Here is a 21,748-nt window from a genome sequence, read left to right as displayed (position 1 = left end):
CTAAGAACTTCTACGGATAACTGCCCGTCTAAAATTTAAATAAGAGCTTAGAATCTTCATATAAGTAAGGTTAATTTTTTTGTACAAAAAAGTCGGAATATTCTGAGTTACTGAAATGATATAAAATCATAAACTAAACCCCTTGTTTTTCTTGACTTTTAACAGAGTATATATATAAGTTCATGATTATGGTAAAATATATACATAATCATAAACTCAGAATATTTTTAAGAAGGGAAACAATAGTGAGCTATAATGTACAACCATTAAGGACAAATGAAGAGATACAAGATTTTCAGTTTTGGCTAAGAAGAACAAGTAATCCGGAAAGAGATAGTTTTTTATTTTTGTTTGGAATCAATAATGGGTTACGTATGTCAGATATTATAGGATTAAAAGTTGGAGATATACGAGGTAAAAGTAAGCCTATTATTGTTGAACATAAAACAGGTAAGCGAAAACCGATTTTTATAGATAATTTGAGAGAAGAGATTTTATTATATACTGAAGGTAAAGAAGAAAATGATTGGTTATTTCCAAGTCGGCAACAAGGTCGACATATAACAAGGGATCGTGTCTATCAGATATATGCAGATATAGCAGAAAAATTAGGAAGAGATGATATAGGGACACATACATTAAGAAAAACTTTTGGGTATCACTACTACAAAAAAACTAGAGACATTGCTACATTAATGTTTATTTTTAATCATAGCTCACAAGCAATTACAAAAAGGTACATTGGTATAACTGAAGATGAAATAGGGGCATCACTTCGTGGATTTAAATTGGGAAGCTAACTGTTAAAATGAATTAATGTTGAACTATAATTATAAAAAAGATGTGCTCATAAGTATAAATTTGATGAAGGAGTGAGAACTGAGTATGGAATCAGCAATGGATCAACAAACAATGAACCATATTATTGAAGCCATGATTAATGATTCTTTAATTATTTTTGTAGGTGCTGGAGTATCAGCTAATTCAGGTTTGCCTACTTGGAATCAACTTATAAGTGAGTTTAGAAGGGAACTTTCACTGAATGAAAATGAAGAAGATAACTTAAAAGTTGCTCAATTTTATTATGACACGTGGGGGAAGCAAAAATATTTTCAAAAAATTACCGATGTATTTAAAGAACACACTAATGCAGTGCCCAATGAAATACATGAACATATCTTAAAAATTCAGCCACGACATGTTATAACGACGAATTATGATACATTACTAGAAGAAGAATTAAATAAAGGTGTTACAAAATATAGTATCATAAAAAGTGATTATGATATTCCTTATACCCAAGGTAATAGGTATTTAGTAAAGATGCATGGTGATTTAAATAGTAAAAATATTATCTTAAAAGAAAATGATTACTTGGATTATGAAAATAATTTCCCAATGATCTCAACACTAATAAAATCCCTGATAATGAATAATACCATCTTATTTATTGGATATTCATTAGGAGATACTACATTCAACTCCATCTTTAGATTAATTCATAACAGTCTGGATGATCACACAAAGAAATCTTATTTTTATACTCCAAACCAACCCAAAGAAGCAGTTATAGAATATTACAAGAAAAAAGGTATCCATGTTTTATCAAGTGGTAAAAATGATATTCCTAGGGAAGATTTAGGAATAGAAACTGTCAACTTTTTATCAAATATATCTAGCAATAACAAAAATAAAAAAAGCAGGGACATTCAAGATGTGTGGAATAGTATCAAATTTTTAGATAAATTTAGCTTTGTAGAATCACGAGATGTTGTTAGTCACTTGAATTTAGAAGAAGATGCATATCTTTATTATCCAGATCAGTATAGCTACAATATAAATACTAAAGAAAAAAAAGTATTTGCTCTACCTGACAAAAGTAATACAAGAAAATTTTTAGAGAAAAAAACTTGGTTAAATTCTTTTTTAGGAAATGAAATTACTCACCCTGATGATGTGAAACAGAATAATATTTTACAGCCCGCATTTGAATTATATAAATTAAATCAAAATAATGAAGCCAAAATAAAATTTAGAGAAATATCAAATGAAGCATATAAAAAACAAGATTATCTAAATTATATGATTTCAGAATTTAATGTAACTAATATTAAATTTGATATCTTTAAAGAGGAACCAGAAATTCCACAAAGTATTGTCAACACAGAACTACGTGAAGTAATAGATAAAATAATTAATAACTCAAACAACGATACTAAAAAATATGCTACTTATTTTAGAGATACTATTCTAAATTTTAATTTTATTTATAAAAAATTATTTAAAATTAATGATTTGTTGGATAAACTAAAAGTAGAGAACAATACTGTAAAAAATGGCGGTTTTTCATATAACAGTAATTTTAGTATACTACAATATGAATTTCAATCTTTCATACAATTTGTGAACGCAAACTGTATATGTATTGGCCATTACAAAGAATTTCAAATGATAGTAAATAGATATTTTGAGAGTTTAATAATAGCATCCAATAATTCAAACATTTTGTATGACAATAAAGATAAACATAGTCGTGCATCCTCTGTTATAGATGAAATTGAACTGAGCGATATAAAAGAAATAATTCCATATCTTGATTTGAAATTGCTCCCCATCTATCTGGACAAATATTCTATTAGTAAAATCAAAATAACCGAAGAGGCCTTCGAATATATTATAGATACTAGTGTAGAAATTTGTGGAAAAATTACAAGCCATATAGATAATAATTTTTCATTATTGAAACAATATATTAAATTTTTATCCTATGTTGACATCTATAAATTTGATTACAGAAAACTAGTCAACTTACTTTCTATATACCCAATTTTCCACAATAATGATAATGAAGTTAGAAAATTATTGCATATGTTGCTAAGTAAAAACGAAAATTATGTAGAAAGTGATGTCACAGATATATATGATTGCGTTAGTAATCATATAAAGTATATAATAAATAAAAACTATGAATTTCATTTTAGCAACTTTTATATTTATAGTAAAATCCTAAAAAGCTTAAAAAAGTGGAATAAAGATTTAATCTTAAGTATAGATAAGGTATTCGAAGAATTTCTAATTATCGAAAATGTACCTGGTAAACTGCAAACAATAATAAACTACAAAGACTATTTAGCTAACTTTTATGAGTATATAGGAATACCAGAAACCAAGCTAGTAGACAAAATACTAACAAGATATTCCAGGTTGCCCTATGAAGAAAAAACATTCAATTTTATTATAGAATTGATTATTTCTGGTTCAGATAAATTTGATAACATAAGAAACGAAGTCTTAACAAATATCATCCAACGAACTAATATCGAACAAGTTAAAGGAATAAAATCATATCCAGATACAATAGAAGTAGCAACATCTGATTTGTTTAATCTTATCCAACAAAATTACTTTGATAAATACCAAATAATTAGTAAAGAAGTAGAAGGCAAAATGAAAGGCAGATCTCCCTTAATTGATTGGATGCTGTTCGATGCAAGAACTGACGAAATAATTGAGAAGTTACTTAAAACTATGAGCTTCTCTACCTTAAAAGAAGTACTATGTACTACGATAAGTGATAAAAAAATCATAGATACTTGGGCTATTAAACAATTTGAGTTAGGTAAGGTATAACATAATTTTCTTCTTGTTTTTTACAGATGTTGACAAGAAATTTTATAGCAGTTACATTAAGGGGATAACTAATAATATTCAAACAAAAAAGACGAGAAGCTATTATGGTTTCTCATCTTTTTTATTTTACTATATTTATAAAGAATTAAGCGCATCAATCGTAGCTGCATTGTCTATATGGGTATATAAAGTCGTTGTATTGGTACTAGAATGTCCCAATTGTTGGGCAGTTAATACCAAAGAATTTGTCTGTTGATAGAGTCTAGTAGCCAATGTATGACGCAGTTTGTGCGGACTGACTTGAATTCTAAAGCCTTTTGAATATTTTGCTACCATCCGTTCGATTGCAATACCGGATATACGCTTGGCTTCTCCTTGATAAATTGCTAGAAATAAAGCTTTTTCGTTTTCTGTTACTTTATATCGTTCTTTCCGAATAGCTAGATAATTACCTAAATATTCCATTGCGAATGCTGCTATATTGACTGCATCTCTTTTATTTCCTTTTCTAGTTACTACCACATTATTCTTATCTAAAGATAGGTCATCTAAATTAATATTTACAACCTCGGAGAGTCTCAATCCAGATCCTAAAATCAATGCATTGATCGCCAGGTCTCTTTCTACATCTCGTTGATAATAGATCAAAGCTCGTTTGCTCAAAGTTTTTTTATATTCATTGGCAATATAATCTAGATAATTTTGTGTATCTTCGTCTAGAAATAATTTTTTCTCGATTGCGTTTGCACGGGCAGCTAACGTAGTTTTATCTGTGATAGTTGCTACTTGATCCATAGGATTATTGTCTAAGTATGGTTTTCCTAAAGGATTATTGGAACTTTTCGAAAGATACTTAAATAGAACCTTTAATGCTGTGATATTTCTATTGATAGTAGAAGTAGATAGACCTAAGTTATTATTATCTTTGAGCTTAGTTTTTGTTGTCTCTTTTTTTACATTTTCTTTTGTGCGACGTTTCAAATGAGATTTGTACAAGTTTAGATCATAGGCAGTTAACTGTCTTATCGAGGTGATTGAAGTATCAGGAACGATAGACTCACTCAGAAGCCATTCATAAAAGAGCTTATAATTTTTTAGATATTCTAAAGTAGTTCGAGGTGATTGATCTTTATCCTCACGATCTTGAACAAAATCTTTTATATAATCGGGCATATGAAGTATGATTGTATCTATTTTTTGATATATTTCTGTATTTTTCATGTTATTCATCCTTTCGATAAGTAGGGGAGAGAAGTATCTCTATAATTGGACTATACCAATTATAGAGTGTTTTGTCAATTGGTACACTCTGAAATTTATTAATTTATTTAAAAAAAGCAGATAAATAGGTATACATTTAATAATTTAAAATAAATGGTATACATTTAATAATTTAAAATAAATGGTATACATGAATAGGAAAGGAAACAGAAGGGGGCAATCTTAATTTTTTAAATTGTCTAAATTATATAGAAAGAACAATCTTTCTATAGAGTTAGACATGAGAGGGACTATGCTTGATTTAAAATCAACAAGCGTATATACTGTATATACAAAGAAAAAGGGGGGAGAAGACTATGGCAATTAAAGAAAGAAAATTTAGGGAAGTGGGGAACTCAGTAGTATTAACTATTTCAAAGGAGTTTCTTAAAGAAAATGGGTTAAATCCCGGAGATACGGTTTTTTTAGATGAAGAAAAACTTCGAGCGGCAATTACAAAAAAACAAGCCTTATCTGATGAAATTGATGTAGCAATATCTCAAGCATTAACTGAATATGATACTACTTTTAGAGAGCTTGTCGATAAATGAGTATTCATTACCTAGAAGCCAAAGATATTATAAAAATGAATGTAATCCAAATAAAAAAATACTCTCCTAATGAACCCCTTGGTGTAAAGGATGCGAATGCTTTAGAAATGTGTGTAGGGCAACTTCGAGCCTCAGCTTTTGGTGAAGAGGTTTATCCTTCGATTTATGAAAAAGCAGCTATCCTACTTATACAATTGATAAAGAAACATCCTTTTCACAATGCAAATAAACGTACTGCTTTCTTAGCTACTTTTGTTTTTTTGAAAATCAATGGACAGCTTTTAGCTATTGATCAAAAAGATGCTGTAAATTTAGCGGTATATATTGCTACGTATGATAAGGATTTCGATCAACTAAAATATGAAGTGATCAACACTATAAAGACACATACGCAGCCCATTTAAGGAGTTACTGTATGTGTCTTTATAGTGTTATTAGCTGCTATAGCGAAATAATTGAAGTAAATTACAAATAGCTATAATTCAAATCCAAGTATATAGAAAACGTAAATTTTCTATATACTTGGATATGCTGGAATGTTTAAGAGAATAATTACATTTCTAGAAAATACAATAAAAATTACAGGATAATTAGCCATATCCTACCTCCTCTAGCAGTTGCTCAAAAGTTAGCACTAAGTAACTTCTTTTTTGTTGCTGGTAACAATTTATCAATACTAAAATAGCTTTTAAGTATCTAATAAATACTAATTTTAAAGCTCTTAATTATTATGAAACACGATATAACAATATTGCTATATCGTGCTATTGTAATATTATACATTTGAAGACAGCGTATTCTTGTTCTAATATCAGGAATTTTTTATAAATATCAGTCATATTAAGACTCAAAATTTATTGGTATGTTCCTCTGTATAGAGTTTGACCGTCTACCATTATATAGCAATTATTATCATTATTGTCTTGCACCAATATACCGTTAAGGGTAGCACTAGGAGTAGTAACAATCACTGGAAACTCATGAGAAAGCTCGGTCATTTTTCCTGTTCTGCTAGAATCGTGTTCTATTGTCAAGCCATTTACTATAAACGTGAATACTTTACTTCCTATTGTTATAGTAGCTTTTTGAGAAACAGTTTCTGTAGCTGTAGCTGTGCTTCTTTCCGAATTTGTTAGGGTTTCACTGGATTCATTGCTATAAACAATTGTAGAGGATTCTACGGCTTCTTGAGTGTCCACGTTGGTGCTGCTAGCTTCATCTAGCTTCCTTTTGTATTGTTCGTTACTGATTGCTAAGCTTTCCCGTTGGTCATCAAGCTTATTCATTTCTGTAATGGTATAAAATAATCCTCCTGCTAGTGCTATATTAACAACTAAACTAACCGCAAATAATACCTTTTTCATTCTTCCTTCTCTTCTTTCTCTTTTTGTAATTCTGGAATGGCAACAGTTTTTTTGACAAATTTTATAAGGTGCAGAACTTCTTTCCGTATGCTATTCCGATTGTCCTTGACAATGAGCCTCCTCGGATGTGACGATCTTCGGCAGGAGCTAACAGTTAAAGTTAGACTGCCTCGCTAGCGTTAGCACATCCGAGCTCATTATCAAGGATTCGCTGCGCCAATCTCTGGTTACGGTAACCAACCGGTGTCTCGTAGCCAAGTGTACCGTGCAACCGAAGGTGGTTCCACCAATTGACATAGTCAAATAACTCCAAATCCAATTGTTGTAAGGTTTCAAATGTGTATTGATAGACAAATTCTACTTTCAACGACTTATAAGTTGATTCAGCTACGGCATTATCAAAAGGACAGCCTTTATGACTCAATGATCGATTGATGTCAAAAGTTGTTAATAATTCATCAATAGCTTGGTTATCAAACTCTTTTCCACGATCAGTATGAAAAATCTCAACCTCTGTCAGAGGTTGTTTGATACGGCTAAATGCTTTTTTTACTAGAACGGCATCTTTATGTTCTCCACAAGAATAGCCGAGAATTTCTCGATTGAACAGATCCAAAATGAAACAGACATAATTCCATTTTTTCCCGACTCGTACATAAGTCAAGTCTGTTACGATCGCTTCTAATGGGTTGTCTCTTAAGAATTTACGATTCAATACGTTTGTCGTTTTGGCTTCATTGCAAGTAGAATGATGTACTTTAAAATAAGCAACAGTATAGCTCGATTTTAATCCTCTATTTTTCATGATTCTACTAATTTTTCGTCGGCTGATCTGAATGCCTCGTTTTGATAAGGCTTTTTTTATTTTTCTTGAGCCGTAGGCCTTTCGGCTGCGGATAAATTCTTCAGCGACTACTTCTTCAAGTTCTGATTCGTCTTTCTTTGGTTTTGATTGATAATAATAGGACTGACGTGATAGACCTAATATTCTGCACATCGCTGATATAGGGTAAAGATGCTTATTCGCATCGATTACTTGTCTCTTCGTCCGAATATCAGCGCTGCTTGCTTTAAAATATCATTTTCCATTTCTAATTGCTGGTTTCTTTTACGTAGTTCTAACAATTCTTTTTGTTCAGGCGTAAGATTATCTTTTTCTTTGAATGAACCACTCGTTTTAGATTGCTTTACCCATTTGTCAAATGCTGAAGCCGTTAGTTCATATTCTCGAATGATTTCTACACGTGGCTTTCCAGCTAAGTAAAGATTGACGATTTGTTGCTTGAATTCTTGTGAAAAAGTTCTTCGTGTTCTCTTAGACATAAAAATTCCTCCTGGTATGTTTTCTTCTAGTCTACACACCTTAATTTTTCTGTCTAGTTAATTGTAGCCTATCCATTCCTTACTTTTGGCTCAAAAAGTCACTTATTAAGTTTATACTAACCGAAGCTAAATATTTGTATATAACTATACATGTTATATACTTTAGCTCATATTGCTGGATAATATTCATTCTAGTCGACTCCACTTATTATCCTGGTAAAATTCAATGTGCCGTATTTCGTCGTAGTGAATTTTGTCTTTTCCAACGTAGATTCCCAGCTCATCACTACCTAAGATCTTTCCAACAATATCGTATGGATAGTATCCTTCAGCGTTTCGTTCTTCTTTTTGGATACATACTGATCTATTTTTTATGACTGCAGCGTTCAATACTTTCACAATATCTTCAGTCGTCATTTGTTCTTTTGCCAAATTATGATTGGTACGTTGCTCATTGTCCGCATCGATCTCTTCAGTATGATCAGATAAATAAAACCCTGCCCACTTTAAACGACCACGATCATTGTAATCAATCATTTTTAATTCCCCCATTTCCGCCCGCATGACCACCAACAAGTGTGCTTCTAGTAATGCTTCTAGCGCCTTCTAACATTGAAGAAGCATGTACAATCGACGTAAAACCATATTTTTGCCGAATCTTGTCAATAATTTTATCTAAATTTTCTTCGTCAATTTGCTTTTGTGGATCACTAAATAAATCCAGCTGAAGCGAATCAGTATAAAATAGCTTGCTGTAAGTGATTCCGACGTGGCGGACTTCTTGTCCTTCATAATACTTATCAAACAAGAAAAGACAATAATTCTGCAATTCCTTTGTATTGTCTGTGATAGGGATTTTCATCTGGTGTGAGAACCCTGGTCTCGTTTCTAAGATCGATGTACCAATGTTTAAATGGACACATCCTGTTTTACAATTATGCTGTCTGATACGAATGGCTACTTGTTCCGCCATTTCTTTTACAACCAGCTCGATTTCATTTCTTCTAGTATAATCACGTGGCAACACTTGTGAATTACCATAGGACTTTTCTTTTGTCGGTTCTGGTGGGATTGCTATATCTGTTCGATCGATCCCATTAGCATGGAAGTACAGCTGTAAGCCAATCACACCTAGTCTATTCTTAATCGTATAAGGATTCCAGTTAGCAAGATCTCTAATGCTCATAATCCCCATCTGATTGAGTCTTTTCTTCATTCGAGAGCCAATACCCCAAAAATCCGTCATTTCAGGAATATTCCATACTTTTTCAGGAACGTTTTCGTACGTCCATTCCGCAACAAATCCTTCATTATGCTTTGCTTCATTGTCTAAGGCTAGTTTAGCCAAAAGGGGATTATCGCCGACGCCTACCGTAGCAATCAATCCTAGCTCTTCTTTAATATTCTCCTGGATCATTTGAGCCAGCTTCTTTCTCCGTTGACTTCGTGTTTCTTCAGTCGTAAAAAGGTTCAGTGATCTGGTCACTTTTAAGATCGATTCATCGATCGAATAGATCAATAAATCTTCGTCTGCTACATATTTTCTAAATATATTGTTTACCTGCATGTTTCGCTTAATATAGAGATTCATGCGTGGTGAGACGACATGTAACGTTTTAGGAAATGGCTGAGGTAGATCTCTTGGCCTACTGACATTAGAGATCCCATATTCTTTCTTTGCAGCTGGTGAAGAAGCTAAAATCAACCCTGATCCTGTATTATCCGCTCGACTCATGACGACTAATTCAGTCGTTAATGGATCTAAATTCCTTTCTATACATTCGACACTTGCGTAAAAGCTTTTCATATCGATCAAAAAGTAATCATTTACTGGCTCTTTTGAATAATCCATCATAAATAACACTCCATTCGTTACAATTATACAAACATACGTTCTCGTTTGTAAAGAAGGAATGTTTAAATGAACAAAAAAAGATTCAAATTGTTATTACAAGCAGTTTAAACGGATAACTAACCACTTATCAGATTTTAAATGCGTTAGAGTCTTCATATATCAATAAATACAGACCAAAGCTACTTGATTCACTATAAAAAAACCCGAACTTCCTTTTTAAAAGTTGTTCGGGTTTTATAACTTTCATGACGAACTACTAACAAGTAGACTTTTTAATTTTTGCCTGTCTTCAGGATACAATCCATGCATTTCATACTTATTCGCCAATTCCGTTATTTCTGCAGAAGACCTCGTATAAAGCTTTTTTAGTCCTCGATATTCATAATATTTTTCTTTTGGATAGAAGGCTTGAAATGTGCCATCAAAACAATAGTCCTGATCCTTAAATTCTATCCAAGCATGAAAAAATTCACTTTTTTGAAATTGGCCAATGCAATAAATAGCTTCTTTGACATCTCGTGCAAATTTTATACTTTCTACGAAGCATTTATTTGGTTGTAGTCCTTTTTTTATTTTGTCCTGATAACCTACAGGAACGGCAATCTCGATTTTTTTCAACCGAATTTTCTCTTGCTTCAATGCCTGGTACCTTGTGGAATATGGTAGTTTTAAAACGTCTTTTTCTTTCTGTTCGTACGCTACTTTATTCATAATATTCACCTGTCAAAATTAATATCCATACTCTACTGTGTTGATTTTCCAAATTGAATCTTCTTTATTTAAAGTTACAACCAAAGCAGGTTTTCCACTCATATTAGATAACTGTAACGAATTAATTGCAGGATTGCTGAAAATGACAGACATATTTTGGTACTTGTGATCATTTAATTGTAATGATTCAGCTATTGGATCGCTTTCTTTGTTTTTTATTTGACTCTCTAAGATAGAAGAGTCAAATGTATACGAATTGTTTGTTGGACGAATATTATCGTTTGTAACTTCTATTTTAGCAACGTTCTCTCCTTCAGAATCTATGCGATTTATCTTCCAACTTTGACCATCAAAAACTATAGTATTTCTATCAATATAAGCATTCACGTAACCATTGTCTTCAGTCTTTACTTCTCCCCAATAATGTCCAGTGTATTGAGCTAAGAAAAAGAAGTCTATCGGATATTGAAAAGGTGTGTGTTGATTCATTCATTCAAATTCTTCCTTGATATGTTTCAATGCTGTTTTTGTATAATAATTTTCCAACCCTATTTCTTTATCTAAGTTTTTGAAAATAAGTTCTTTATTCTTATTAATTTGATCACTTAGTTTATAAGGTTCATTCAAATTCTCTTCAATAGCAAATTGATAGCCAAATTTTTCCGAAGTATTTGCTATTATCGTGTCTTTATTAACTGCATTAAATAGTTCATTCATCCTCTCAGTAACATTCATTTCTTTTTCTTGTTCAGTTATTTCTATATTTTTTGATACAACAAATTTTCCTTCTGCAGCACTCTTGGTATTTTCACTTTTGCCGCTTGTTGAATTTGCACAGGCCCCCAACATTAAAATCACCGATACTCCAAACAACCCACTTAACAATTTATTCATCTATTCTTCTCCTTTTTGTCTATGTATATACCCGTGGTGCTAGTTAATTTTAATATCCTAAAGAATATCTCAAAGTTCCTTCAAAACGTCGTTGTGCTCGACTTAATAGAACACTGTAAGCCAGTAATATGCTTTCAAATCTACTCTCTAGCCCTTTAACAGAACGTGAGTTGAAATTTTGACAACCTAATTTTTCTAAGGAAGAACAAACAGTCTCAACTGTTTTTCTTTGTTTTCCAAGTAAGCTGTGGTCTAGTTTTTCTGATTTATCCATGTTTTTACGTGGCGGAACGGATATAGTAATGCCCTTAAGGGCAAGCTTTTCATGGATTTTATGGCTAATATATCCTTTGTCCCCTAGGATATTGGGAAGATTCGCTTCTTCCGATAAAGTCTCTAACACTTTCACGTCATGGACACCTGGATTCGTGATTGAGTAAGTAATCGGAAAGCCAGTCTTAGTAACGATCATATGAATTTTAAGACCATAAAAATAAGATTTTTTTGTTGAGTTATAGCCAACTTTGGCTATTTGATTCAATAGTTTTGCTTGTCTATTTCTAACTGGTTTACATAATGGACTAGGAAAACTATCTATAATTCCGACTAGTTCACCTTTGGTGAGCTTCTTGATGAAAAAGTATCGAATAATCTTGATAGTGTAAGCTAAGTTTGAACTTAAGCGAGTGAATCGACTCCTACTAGGAAAGTCACCATTAGGAAATAAGACGGAACAAACCGCTCTATACGTGGCTCTTTGGCTAGTATAGCCATTAATTATGCCCCATATAACACAAGCAATAATCACTGTATCGCGTTGCTTCAGTTGATCAGTATTTCTTCGGTTTTTAATCTTATCTGGTACACAATTGTGGTATATGTTAGAAACAGTTCTCATAATTTCCTTGAATGTTATAAAAGTATCTGTATAATGTTCAGTATATTTTGATGAACGCATATGTAGTCCTCATTTCTTGGGAGTTTTGAGACTACTATATGCGTTTTTTTGTTGATTTACCAACATGTTTAGACATTTTCCTCTAGGAAAAAATTAACTAGCACCACGGGTATGCTTAAATAAATTTGTATCCTGAAATTTATTGTAATATGAAGCTGTATTTTACATATAGTAACCAAAGAGTTAATAAAATAAAAAGAGCGAACCATTATAGATCAGCTCTTTTTTCATTGCTGTTTTTAATCTTATCTAGAATCACTTCAAATGTTTCAAAGGTATTTACATCTAACTGACATAACCAAAGCAAGTACTTCTTTTCTTTGTAAGTCCAATCAATATTACGGTAAGAGGACATTAGATTATGGTACCTTGCTCTTTGTTCAACTGAAGCCAATTCCCAGCGTTTTTCAAATATTTTTTCTTCTTCCATTATTGATCCCTCGCAAGACGCTACCTCAAACTTAAATAATGGGCAGCGAAAGTCTAATTCCTTAGATCTAAGTATAGCAAACAAATATGAAAAAAACTTAGAAGGTAGTAAAAGTTCTTCCGTCTTTTGCTTTGCTTCTATTCTTAATGTGTTTCGTTATCGGTGCCCTACAAAGATTTTCATTAATTACACACTCATTTATTGTTGTGTATTTTCTGACATTTCTCTCTTGATCAATTATTTTAATTCCATGGGCATCCTGATAGTTCATAGGAGAGGAGCGGCTATCAGAAATAGTTGCACCTATCTCTTGAACTTCTTTTACAACTTCTGGAAAATCCATCCATCCTGCTTCAGCTGTCAAAAGTAATAATCTATAATATTTATCTTTCCTTTTCAATCTAAGAAATCGTCACCCCATTCTTTTTCTTCTATTATAAACTATTTAACTTTTAGAATTCAAAAACCGTTTGTCTATTTAGAGTTTACCCTAAATAGACAAAAATATAACATTGAAAAATTTAGAGTTTCAACGTATGATTAGGGTGTATTATAAACGTTATAGAAAAGTAGGGAATAAATTTGAAAATTGCTTATATTAGAGTTTCATCCATCGATCAAAATGAACAACGTCAAATTGAAGAAATGAAAAAGTTTGGTGCTGAAAAAATTTTTATCGAAAAATAATCTGGAGCAACCATTAGTCATAGACCGATTTTCCAGGAAGCTTTAGATTTTGTCAGAGAGCAAGATATTTTTATTGTGGAAGCCATTGATCGACTTGGACGAAATTATGACGAGATTATCGATTCAGTTAATTATCTAAAGAAGAAGAATGTGCGACTTATTATCACCAGTTTACCGATCATGGCTGAAGCAATTGGAAATCCTCTCCTAGATAAATTCATCAAAGACTTAATCATTCAAATCTTAGCCATGATTGCTGAACAAGAACGTACTGAATCGAAACGACGCCAGGCACAAGGAATTAAAATCGCTAAAGCAAACGGCATCTATAAAGGTCGTCCTAAGTTATACAGTGCAGACACCAAAGATCCTCAACATCGCCTTGTCTATAGGAGCATCGTTCAGGATCTTGAGAATGGGGTTGCTATCTCAAAGATTGCAACAGACTACAATGTGACTAGGCCAACAATTTACCGAATAAAAAAAGAAATCGACCAACTAATTGTATGATTTCTTTTTTGAATCACGTAATTATTAATTAGCTTTGTCATCAATACAGACAATCATTTTAGATTCATCTAGCTAAGTTGATTATATTTATGTTAAAGAGAATTTAGTTAACATAAATATAATCGATGCATAAATCGTCCTTATTTAAAGGCATTTAACATTGATAACTTCGTATAATCTATCTTATGTAAACTAACTTATTATAATTAAGCTATCTCATATTTTATAATAGAATCTTTAAAAATATTTGCACTCAAATCATTTATTGGTTGAATAAACGACATCCCACTAATGTTTCTGCTTTTTTAAGGTATTTAAATCTTCTTAGGTTAGTACTATTAATTATTAAAATGAAAAAAGAATACGTGATTAACCGTAGTCATGAAAATTAATCCCTAGGCAATTTTAGCAAATTATCATTTGGTGTATCATTCGGTTCAGATCGAACATATCGCTGTCCATTTCTCATTGCAGGAATTAATTTAGGGTATGGATAGATGTTAACATCAACAGTATTTCCGCCTTTTATAAAATCATAGATTGATTCTTTTGAGTAATATGCGGGTTGTTTGACACCAGTCAAATAAATATCTTTAATTTCTGTAACATCATTTGAAAAACCTTTTGAATCATTCATCCTAATTTTTGTAGCTCTGGCCATTATACAACATTCCCTCCTGTGGTTCTGTTGCAAAGTTTTAAATAAAGAATAAAATCCCTTACGGTATCTATGATTTAAGCTGGGATTCCCAATAATACCTTGATTTCAGTACAGACCGAAAACCCGAAGAGAGTGCCTTCTTTTCGGGTTTTCTTATATAATCCTCGAATGGCTTCCATGCCTTTAATCGTGGTAGAGGCAGTGCGTAAACTTCGATAGAATTTATTGCGTCTCTTTACTGGACGATGGTCTTGTTCAATCAAATTATTCAGGTATTTAATGGTACGATGTTCTGTCCCTTGATAAAAGCCGTATTCTTTTAGTTTCTTAAAGGCACTTGTAATAGAGGGGGCTTTATCTGTGACTACAACCTTCGGTTCATCAAACTGCTTCACTAACCGCTTAAGAAAAGCATAGGCTGCTTGTGTGTCCCGTTTTTTACGTAACCAAATATCCAAGGTTAAACCATCTGCATCGATGGCTCGATACAAATAATGCCATTTTCCATGAATAAAAGGATTTTTTATTTTTCTTTTTCTAAATTTGATAGAGTAGTTTGCCATATTCTTGCACCCAACGATAAATCGTCGTATGAGAAACGTTAATGCCACGATCATATAAGATTTCTTGAACTTCACGATAGCTAAGGTTATAACGAAGATAGTAGCCCACGGCTACAATAATCACATCCTGCTGAAATTGCTTTCCTTTAAAATGATTCATCGTCATTCCTCCTGCTATCTTTTTCTATTATTCTACCTTATTTGATAGTAGATTTAAAACTTTGCAACAGAACCTTTTTTTTCTAATTTTTGGGGTCGACTTTTTATGAAAAAATAATTTATACTTTTTGAAATACAGCTCGTATTTTTGTTAATAATTCTTCTATTAATTTTTCAGAAGCTTTTTCTAGAAATTTGCAGTTCCTGGCTTCATAATCAATTGTTGTGATTTGATCTAACATAACTTTTCCGCGTGTTTTCATTTTATGATTTTCTGTTATTTCAATGTATAGTGGGTAATTTCTACTAGTTGTAGTTATCGGTGCAACAATAACCACATTACTAGTATCTGCAATAATATCGTGACTAAGAACAATATAAGGTCTTCTTCCAGTCTGTTCATGGCCAGATCTGGGAGCTGTGTTCAATAAAAGAATATCACCTTGTCTTGGAACATCTACCATAGTTCTCTCCCTACTGGGCTTCCTAAATCCTGAATTTTAATATTTACTTTGCCCTCTGTGTAATCTTTGAAAAGCTCTTCAATAGTTACTTCTTCTTTTGAAATTGCTGGTTCGATAATTAATCGTCTTTTTCCATTAACATCTTCGCTTTTGATTGATACTCGATCATCAGTCTTTAATTCCAGAAATTCCATTAAATTTTTTGGCAATCTAAGTCCGTTGCTATTTCCCCATTTTTTGATTGGTATCATTTCCATGTTATTCACCTCTTTAATTGTATATACAAAGTATAACATATATCTCGATTTTCGTATATACATAATTATCCATTAATATCTTTTTTATAACGCGAATTGTAAAATTAAGTTAGAAAAATAAAAAGGCATTTATGGTACACTCAAATTGTATTTCCGACGAAAGAAAACAAAGGAGTGTAACCATAAATGACCTACAAACATCTTACCATAGACGAACTGACAATGATAGAATCATATTATCTTCAACATAATAAGCCGGTTGAAATCGCTAACCGAATGGGACGTACTATACAAACTATTTATAATGTAGTCAATAAGTTCAAGCAAGGCAAGACTGCTCTTTGATTATTGGCACCAGTATAAAGAAAATAAGAAAAAATGTGGTAGAAAAGTCATTCAATGGAATGGCAACAGTTTTTTTGACAAATTTTATAAGGTGCAGAACTTCTTTCCGTATGCTATTCCGATTGTCCTTGACAATGAGCCTCCTCGGATGTGACGATCTTCGGCAGGAGCTAACAGTTAAAGTTAGACTGCCTCGCTAGCGTTAGCACATCCGAGCTCATTATCAAGGATTCGCTGCGCCAATCTCTGGTTACGGTAACCAACCGGTGTCTCGTAGCCAAGTGTACCGTGCAACCGAAGGTGGTTCCACCAATTGACATAGTCAAATAACTCCAAATCCAATTGTTGTAAGGTTTCAAATGTGTATTGATAGACAAATTCTACTTTCAACGACTTATAAGTTGATTCAGCTACGGCATTATCAAAAGGACAGCCTTTATGACTCAATGATCGATTGATGTCAAAAGTTGTTAATAATTCATCAATAGCTTGGTTATCAAACTCTTTTCCACGATCAGTATGAAAAATCTCAACCTCTGTCAGAGGTTGTTTGATACGGCTAAATGCTTTTTTTACTAGAACGGCATCTTTATGTTCTCCACAAGAATAGCCGAGAATTTCTCGATTGAACAGATCCAAAATGAAACAGACATAATTCCATTTTTTCCCGACTCGTACATAAGTCAAGTCTGTTACGATCGCTTCTAATGGGTTGTCTCTTAAGAATTTACGATTCAATACGTTTGTCGTTTTGGCTTCATTGCAAGTAGAATGATGTACTTTAAAATAAGCAACAGTATAGCTCGATTTTAATCCTCTATTTTTCATGATTCTACTAATTTTTCGTCGGCTGATCTGAATGCCTCGTTTTGATAAGGCTTTTTTTATTTTTCTTGAGCCGTAGGCCTTTCGGCTGCGGATAAATTCTTCAGCGACTACTTCTTCAAGTTCTGATTCGTCTTTCTTTGGTTTTGATTGATAATAATAGGACTGACGTGATAGACCTAATATTCTGCACATCGCTGATATAGGGTAAAGATGCTTATTCGCATCGATTACTTGTCTCTTCGTCCGAATATCAGCGCTGCTTGCTTTAAAATATCATTTTCCATTTCTAATTGCTGGTTTCTTTTACGTAGTTCTAACAATTCTTTTTGTTCAGGCGTAAGATTATCTTTTTCTTTGAATGAACCACTCGTTTTAGATTGCTTTACCCATTTGTCAAATGCTGAAGCCGTTAGTTCATATTCTCGAATGATTTCTACACGTGGCTTTCCAGCTAAGTAAAGATTGACGATTTGTTGCTTGAATTCTTGTGAAAAAGTTCTTCGTGTTCTCTTAGACATAAAAATTCCTCCTGGTATGTTTTCTTCTAGTCTACACACCTTAATTTTTCTGTCTAGTTAATTGTAGCCTATCCATCATCAATATTAGATTCTAGTATTGCCTCGAAATATCCTCTTATAATGGAAAGAGGGGTTTTTCTAAATCATGAGCTAATGATTCAACCATTTCCACTTGTTCTTGTTCCATCTTCCACTGGGCGAATATTTTTTTCAGCTTTCAATTCTCTACGCTGCTCATAGACTAGAGTAATGATGAAAGCAATGATGAATGTTAGGGTTCTGTTGCAAAGTTTTAAATCTACTATCAAATAAGGTAGAATAATAGAAAAAGATAGCAGGAGGAATGACGATGAATCATTTTAAAGGAAAGCAATTTCAGCAGGATGTGATTATTGTAGCCGTGGGCTACTATCTTCGTTATAACCTTAGCTATCGTGAAGTTCAAGAAATCTTATATGATCGTGGCATTAACGTTTCTCATACAACGATTTATCGTTGGGTGCAAGAATATGGCAAACTACTCTATCAAATTTGGAAAAAGAAAAATAAAAAATCCTTTTATTCATGGAAAATGGCATTATTTGTATCGAGCCATCGATGCAGATGGTTTAACCTTGGATATTTGGTTACGTAAAAAACGGGACACACAAGCAGCGTATGCTTTTCTTAAGCGGTTAGTGAAGCAGTTTGATGAACCGAAGGTTGTAGTCACAGATAAAGCCCCCTCTATTACAAGTGCCTTTAAGAAACTAAAAGAATACGGCTTTTATCAAGGGACAGAACATCGTACCATTAAATACCTGAATAATTTGATTGAACAAGACCATCGTCCAGTAAAGAGACGCAATAAATTCTATCGAAGTTTACGCACTGCCTCTACCACGATTAAAGGCATGGAAGCCATTCGAGGATTATATAAGAAAACCCGAAAAGAAGGCACTCTCTTCGGGTTTTCGGTCTGTACTGAAATCAAGGTATTATTGGGAATCCCAGCTTAAATCATAGATACCGTAAGGGATTTTATTCTTTATTTAAAACTTTGCAACAGAACCCTTTACAATAATTAGCGATTTTCCTATGAATTGTAGCAATACTATTTCTTTTATTTTTAAGTGCAAGGCGTTCAATTTCATCAATTATCTTTGGTTCTATTTTACGCGTCCCTTTATCGGCTCTTGTCGTATAAATTAGCCCCTTAAGTCCTTGTTCTTTATATAACTTATTCCACCTATAAAGTGTACTTAGCGCAATACCTGTATTTTTAGAAATACTTGATAAGGATTTGTTTCCTAAAATAAAAGGTTTAATAACATCGTACTTTTGTATAGCCTCTTTACGCTTGGTTTCAGAAAAATTAGTGAGGTATTTCTCCTTGTTTTTCATCTTCCTTTTCCTCCAATTTATTGAGGTAACGATAAATTGTTGTGCGTGAAACTTGCCATTGTTCTGCAATTGTCTTAATTGGTGTACCATTATCATAAAGTGTTTTGAGTAAATTCAAATCTTGATTGCTTAATTTTTCAGGTCTTCCACCATAACGTCCTCTGGCACGAGCTGCAATTCGACCAGCCGAAGAACGTTCTAAAATTAAGTTACGTTCAAATTCTGCAAACGCTGCGAATAAATGAAATAATAATTGTCCTGTAGAACTTGATTTATCCATAGTTATATTTTCTTCTAAACTATGAAAACTCACGCCTCGTTCGTTAAGTTCATTAACTAATGTGATTAAATCTTCCATGTTACGTCCTAGTCTGTCTAGTCTCCAAACAACAATCGTGTCTCCTGATCTCGCAAATTCAATTGCTTTATCTAAACCAGGCCTTTTACTTTTTGAACCACTAATATGGTCGCTAAATATCTTTTCACAACCATATGCGTTTAATCGATCCTCCTGTAAATTCAAATTTTGTAAGCCAGTTGAAACTCTTGCATAACCTATTTTCAAAATACAAACCTCCTATATACATATCCAGTGTACCATAACTTAATTTCAAGGTCTTTTGTGAACATAGATTTTTTGTTGGGTTTTTGAACACAAAAATCTATGTAATACTCACTTATTTCGACATAAAAAGAGAGTGTACAGAAAATGGTTATTTTCTGCACACTCTCTTGTACTATTTTTTTAATTTAATAATCCTCTTTTTAAAGCTACTATAGAGTCTTCAATAGCTTTCTTACTAATATAAGAATTTGGCACTATATCTTCAAATTCATGGTAACAACCTGGATATAAATGGAATTCTACAGGAATATTAGCACTTATTAATGCTTGGACATAATTTATTGTTTCATCTCTAAGCGGATCAAGTGTCCCAACTGTTGTATAGGTAGCGGGTAATTTACTAAAATCAGTTTCTCGCATTGGTGCCGCATATTTAGGTGTTTCTCCCTCAATATCTTTTAAATACATAGACCATGCAAACTTGTTTAATTCTTTACTCCATATTCTTTTGTCATGAAACTCGTTACTTGAATATGTCGTACATGAATCATCAATCATTGGAAATAGGGGCATTTGAAATTTTATTTTTGGCCCTTTTCTATCTCGAGTTAATAATGATAAAGCAGCGACTAACCCTCCTCCAGCACTTCCCCCAACTACGGCTAATCGTTTTATGTCTACATTCAATAAATCTTTATTACTGACTATCCACTCTAAAGCCAAATAACAATCTTCAATTGCTGCAGGATATGGATTTTCAGGCGCTAAGCGATAATCAACTGATACCACCACACAATTCACTTCTTTTACATATCTTGCACATTTTGGATCATTACCTTCAATTGAACCGAACATATAACCACCACCATGTATAAATAATACTACTGGCAATTTACGAGTCTGGTTTCTAGGTGCGTATACTTTAATTCTTATTCCACTATTTTCATTTAGCATATAATAATCTTTTTGAGTAATATCATTATCTATATAAGCATTTATTGAGGCTTTATTGATTGCACGAATATTGGGTAGTGCTTCTTCAGATAAATTCATTGGGGAGAGATTTTCAAATGTATCTAATAATTCTGGATGTATTCTACTTTTCATATACTAGACCCCCCCGTAATATAGTTGATCATATCTATTAATACTATTTTGTTTTTTTCTGGAATTTGATGATTAGCAATTAATAATTCTGTTTGGCCTAATACATTTCCTTCAATATATTCGCGATCTGCTTTAATAATGTCATTCAAAGTATTTTTAGTTGTTTCCATATGAAATTGTAGACCAATTATTTTTTCATTATAAATAAAAGCTTGGTTAACACATTTATCGCTACTATATAAACGCACTGTGTTTTCAGGTAAGGTAAATGTATCTCCATGCCAATGTAAGACATCTAATTCTTCTGGGAGAAAAGAGTACTTATCAGTTTGTTTTTGAATGTACCCAAATCCTACTTCCTTTCCTTTAGAATTATTATATATATCCGAGCCTAATGCTTCAGCTATAAGCTGAGCACCTAAACAAATACCTAGCATTGGTATATTTCTTTCTATCAACTCCTTAATCAATAATTTCTCATTTTTTAACCATGTGAAATCATCGTGTATACTCATCGGACCACCTAATATTATAAGAAAATCAATATCTTCAGCTTTGGGTAACTGATTATTACTTTCAAATAGTTTGATTACAGTGGGTTCCAATAAATCTAATATACCTGGTTTTTCAAAGGGTACATGTTGTAAAAGATATGTTTTCATAGAAACCTCCTAATTTAATCTTATTATACACTTTTTAATATACATCTTATTTTCTGTATGCAC

The 21,748-nt window shown here is 32.5% G+C and carries 23 protein-coding genes and 4 pseudogenes; 7 read left to right on the top strand and 20 right to left on the bottom strand.

Features of this window, described 5'->3' with window-relative positions; translation table 11 throughout:
- Window positions 1-245 precede the first annotated feature (245 nt).
- Together MKX69_RS13180 and MKX69_RS13175 are read left to right on the top strand one after the other, a co-directional pair.
- Window positions 246-800 carry a tyrosine-type recombinase/integrase gene (locus tag MKX69_RS13180; RefSeq protein ID WP_061343393.1) on the top strand — a complete coding sequence of 185 codons (555 nt, stop codon included), beginning with the start codon at window positions 246-248 and terminating at the stop codon, window positions 798-800.
- Between the two features lie 85 nt (window positions 801-885).
- The gene (locus MKX69_RS13175; RefSeq protein WP_341010567.1) at window positions 886-3,630 is read left to right on the top strand and encodes an SIR2 family protein; all 2,745 of its coding nucleotides are present in this window, start codon (window positions 886-888) and stop codon (window positions 3,628-3,630) included.
- Window positions 3,631-3,765: 135 nt separating this feature from the next.
- Here the strand turns inward: MKX69_RS13175 and xerS are convergent, their stop codons facing one another.
- Window positions 3,766-4,851: a tyrosine recombinase XerS gene (xerS, locus tag MKX69_RS13170; protein ID WP_058139112.1), complete on the bottom strand. Its 1,086-nt coding sequence runs from the start codon at window positions 4,849-4,851 to the stop codon at window positions 3,766-3,768.
- 356 nt (window positions 4,852-5,207) lie between these two features.
- On the opposite strand from xerS, the gene MKX69_RS13165 reads away from it, so the two are divergent.
- Both MKX69_RS13165 and MKX69_RS13160 read left to right on the top strand, forming a co-directional pair.
- Entirely contained in the window at window positions 5,208-5,441 is a 234-nt protein-coding gene (locus tag MKX69_RS13165; RefSeq protein WP_002297441.1) for an addiction module antitoxin, read from the top strand.
- Window positions 5,438-5,845 carry a type II toxin-antitoxin system death-on-curing family toxin gene (locus tag MKX69_RS13160; protein WP_002329899.1) on the top strand — a complete coding sequence of 136 codons (408 nt, stop codon included), beginning with the start codon at window positions 5,438-5,440 and terminating at the stop codon, window positions 5,843-5,845. The genes MKX69_RS13165 and MKX69_RS13160 overlap by 4 nt, the downstream gene beginning before the upstream one ends.
- A 450-nt stretch (window positions 5,846-6,295) precedes the next feature.
- Here MKX69_RS13160 and MKX69_RS13155 read toward each other — a convergent pair whose 3' ends face one another.
- From MKX69_RS13155 to MKX69_RS13110, 10 genes are all read right to left on the bottom strand, one after another.
- A complete protein-coding gene (locus MKX69_RS13155) occupies window positions 6,296-6,805 on the bottom strand; it encodes a hypothetical protein (RefSeq protein ID WP_016177642.1) in 510 nt (169 codons plus the stop codon).
- Between the two features lie 160 nt (window positions 6,806-6,965).
- A protein-coding gene (locus MKX69_RS13150; protein WP_086956687.1) for an IS3 family transposase occupies window positions 6,966-8,128 on the bottom strand; the annotation gives its coding sequence in 2 pieces (ribosomal slippage) (window positions 6,966-7,852 and window positions 7,852-8,128; 1,164 coding nt in all).
- 186 nt (window positions 8,129-8,314) lie between these two features.
- A complete protein-coding gene (locus MKX69_RS13145) occupies window positions 8,315-8,665 on the bottom strand; it encodes a hypothetical protein (RefSeq protein ID WP_002290348.1) in 351 nt (116 codons plus the stop codon).
- The gene (locus tag MKX69_RS13140; RefSeq protein ID WP_072538846.1) at window positions 8,658-9,983 is read right to left on the bottom strand and encodes a Y-family DNA polymerase; all 1,326 of its coding nucleotides are present in this window, start codon (window positions 9,981-9,983) and stop codon (window positions 8,658-8,660) included. Before MKX69_RS13140 ends, MKX69_RS13145 begins: the two co-directional genes overlap by 8 nt.
- A gap of 243 nt (window positions 9,984-10,226) precedes the next feature.
- Entirely contained in the window at window positions 10,227-10,694 is a 468-nt protein-coding gene (locus MKX69_RS13135; RefSeq protein ID WP_341010566.1) for a hypothetical protein, read from the bottom strand.
- Between the two features lie 18 nt (window positions 10,695-10,712).
- Window positions 10,713-11,183, bottom strand: coding sequence for a hypothetical protein (locus MKX69_RS13130; protein WP_229505520.1), 471 nt, complete (start codon window positions 11,181-11,183; stop codon window positions 10,713-10,715).
- The gene (locus MKX69_RS13125) at window positions 11,184-11,588 is read right to left on the bottom strand and encodes a hypothetical protein (protein ID WP_229210204.1); all 405 of its coding nucleotides are present in this window, start codon (window positions 11,586-11,588) and stop codon (window positions 11,184-11,186) included.
- 49 nt (window positions 11,589-11,637) lie between these two features.
- A complete protein-coding gene (locus tag MKX69_RS13120; protein ID WP_002343056.1) occupies window positions 11,638-12,546 on the bottom strand; it encodes an IS982-like element ISEfm1 family transposase in 909 nt (302 codons plus the stop codon).
- Window positions 12,547-12,754: 208 nt separating this feature from the next.
- Window positions 12,755-12,976, bottom strand: coding sequence for a hypothetical protein (locus MKX69_RS13115; RefSeq protein ID WP_002311006.1), 222 nt, complete (start codon window positions 12,974-12,976; stop codon window positions 12,755-12,757).
- 97 nt (window positions 12,977-13,073) lie between these two features.
- Window positions 13,074-13,319 (bottom strand): hypothetical protein, encoded by a 246-nt coding sequence (locus MKX69_RS13110; protein WP_008271463.1) that lies wholly within the window; start codon window positions 13,317-13,319, stop codon window positions 13,074-13,076.
- A 239-nt stretch (window positions 13,320-13,558) separates the two neighbouring features.
- Here MKX69_RS13110 and MKX69_RS13105 point away from each other — a divergent pair.
- Window positions 13,559-14,173: pseudogene (locus tag MKX69_RS13105) on the top strand (recombinase family protein).
- A 388-nt stretch (window positions 14,174-14,561) separates the two neighbouring features.
- Here MKX69_RS13105 and MKX69_RS13100 read toward each other — a convergent pair.
- From MKX69_RS13100 to MKX69_RS13085, 4 genes and pseudogenes are all read right to left on the bottom strand, one after another.
- A complete protein-coding gene (locus tag MKX69_RS13100; RefSeq protein WP_002362388.1) occupies window positions 14,562-14,834 on the bottom strand; it encodes a DUF3892 domain-containing protein in 273 nt (90 codons plus the stop codon).
- Window positions 14,835-14,908: 74 nt separating this feature from the next.
- A pseudogene (locus MKX69_RS13095) lies at window positions 14,909-15,557 on the bottom strand (IS6 family transposase).
- A gap of 118 nt (window positions 15,558-15,675) precedes the next feature.
- Entirely contained in the window at window positions 15,676-16,020 is a 345-nt protein-coding gene (locus MKX69_RS13090) for a type II toxin-antitoxin system PemK/MazF family toxin (RefSeq protein ID WP_002330364.1), read from the bottom strand.
- Window positions 16,014-16,277, bottom strand: a complete 264-nt coding sequence (locus MKX69_RS13085) for an AbrB/MazE/SpoVT family DNA-binding domain-containing protein (protein WP_002318881.1) — start codon at window positions 16,275-16,277, stop codon at window positions 16,014-16,016. Before MKX69_RS13085 ends, MKX69_RS13090 begins: the two co-directional genes overlap by 7 nt.
- A gap of 186 nt (window positions 16,278-16,463) precedes the next feature.
- Between MKX69_RS13085 and MKX69_RS13080 the strand changes: the two are divergent.
- A pseudogene (locus tag MKX69_RS13080) lies at window positions 16,464-16,677 on the top strand (IS30 family transposase); the annotation flags it as partial.
- A 128-nt stretch (window positions 16,678-16,805) separates the two neighbouring features.
- Here the strand turns inward: MKX69_RS13080 and MKX69_RS13075 are convergent.
- Window positions 16,806-17,968 (bottom strand): IS3 family transposase gene (locus MKX69_RS13075; RefSeq protein ID WP_086956687.1). Its coding sequence is split into 2 segments (ribosomal slippage): window positions 16,806-17,692 and window positions 17,692-17,968, totalling 1,164 coding nucleotides; the frame shifts between segments, so codons are not numbered across the junction.
- A gap of 349 nt (window positions 17,969-18,317) precedes the next feature.
- Between MKX69_RS13075 and MKX69_RS13070 the strand changes: the two are divergent.
- A pseudogene (locus tag MKX69_RS13070) lies at window positions 18,318-18,966 on the top strand (IS6 family transposase).
- A gap of 22 nt (window positions 18,967-18,988) precedes the next feature.
- On the opposite strand, the gene MKX69_RS13065 reads toward MKX69_RS13070, so the two are convergent.
- The 4 genes from MKX69_RS13065 to MKX69_RS13050 all read right to left on the bottom strand — a co-directional run bounded on the left by MKX69_RS13065 (window position 18,989) and on the right by MKX69_RS13050 (window position 21,685).
- Window positions 18,989-19,351, bottom strand: a complete 363-nt coding sequence (locus MKX69_RS13065; RefSeq protein WP_376765550.1) for a hypothetical protein — start codon at window positions 19,349-19,351, stop codon at window positions 18,989-18,991.
- Complete coding sequence (locus tag MKX69_RS13060; RefSeq protein ID WP_021459089.1) at window positions 19,323-19,916, bottom strand: recombinase family protein; 594 nt, start codon at window positions 19,914-19,916, stop codon at window positions 19,323-19,325. The genes MKX69_RS13065 and MKX69_RS13060 overlap by 29 nt, the downstream gene beginning before the upstream one ends.
- Window positions 19,917-20,096: 180 nt before the next feature.
- Window positions 20,097-21,023, bottom strand: a complete 927-nt coding sequence (locus MKX69_RS13055) for an alpha/beta hydrolase (protein WP_341010565.1) — start codon at window positions 21,021-21,023, stop codon at window positions 20,097-20,099.
- Window positions 21,020-21,685: a type 1 glutamine amidotransferase gene (locus tag MKX69_RS13050; RefSeq protein WP_142956113.1), complete on the bottom strand. Its 666-nt coding sequence runs from the start codon at window positions 21,683-21,685 to the stop codon at window positions 21,020-21,022. Before MKX69_RS13050 ends, MKX69_RS13055 begins: the two co-directional genes overlap by 4 nt.
- Window positions 21,686-21,748: the final 63 nt, after the last annotated feature.

The organism is Enterococcus sp. FSL R5-0957 (assembly GCF_038008005.1).
In the GTDB taxonomy this organism is placed as follows: Bacteria; Bacillota; Bacilli; order Lactobacillales; family Enterococcaceae; genus Enterococcus_B; species Enterococcus_B faecium.
This window is presented reverse-complemented; position numbering and strand designations above follow the sequence as displayed.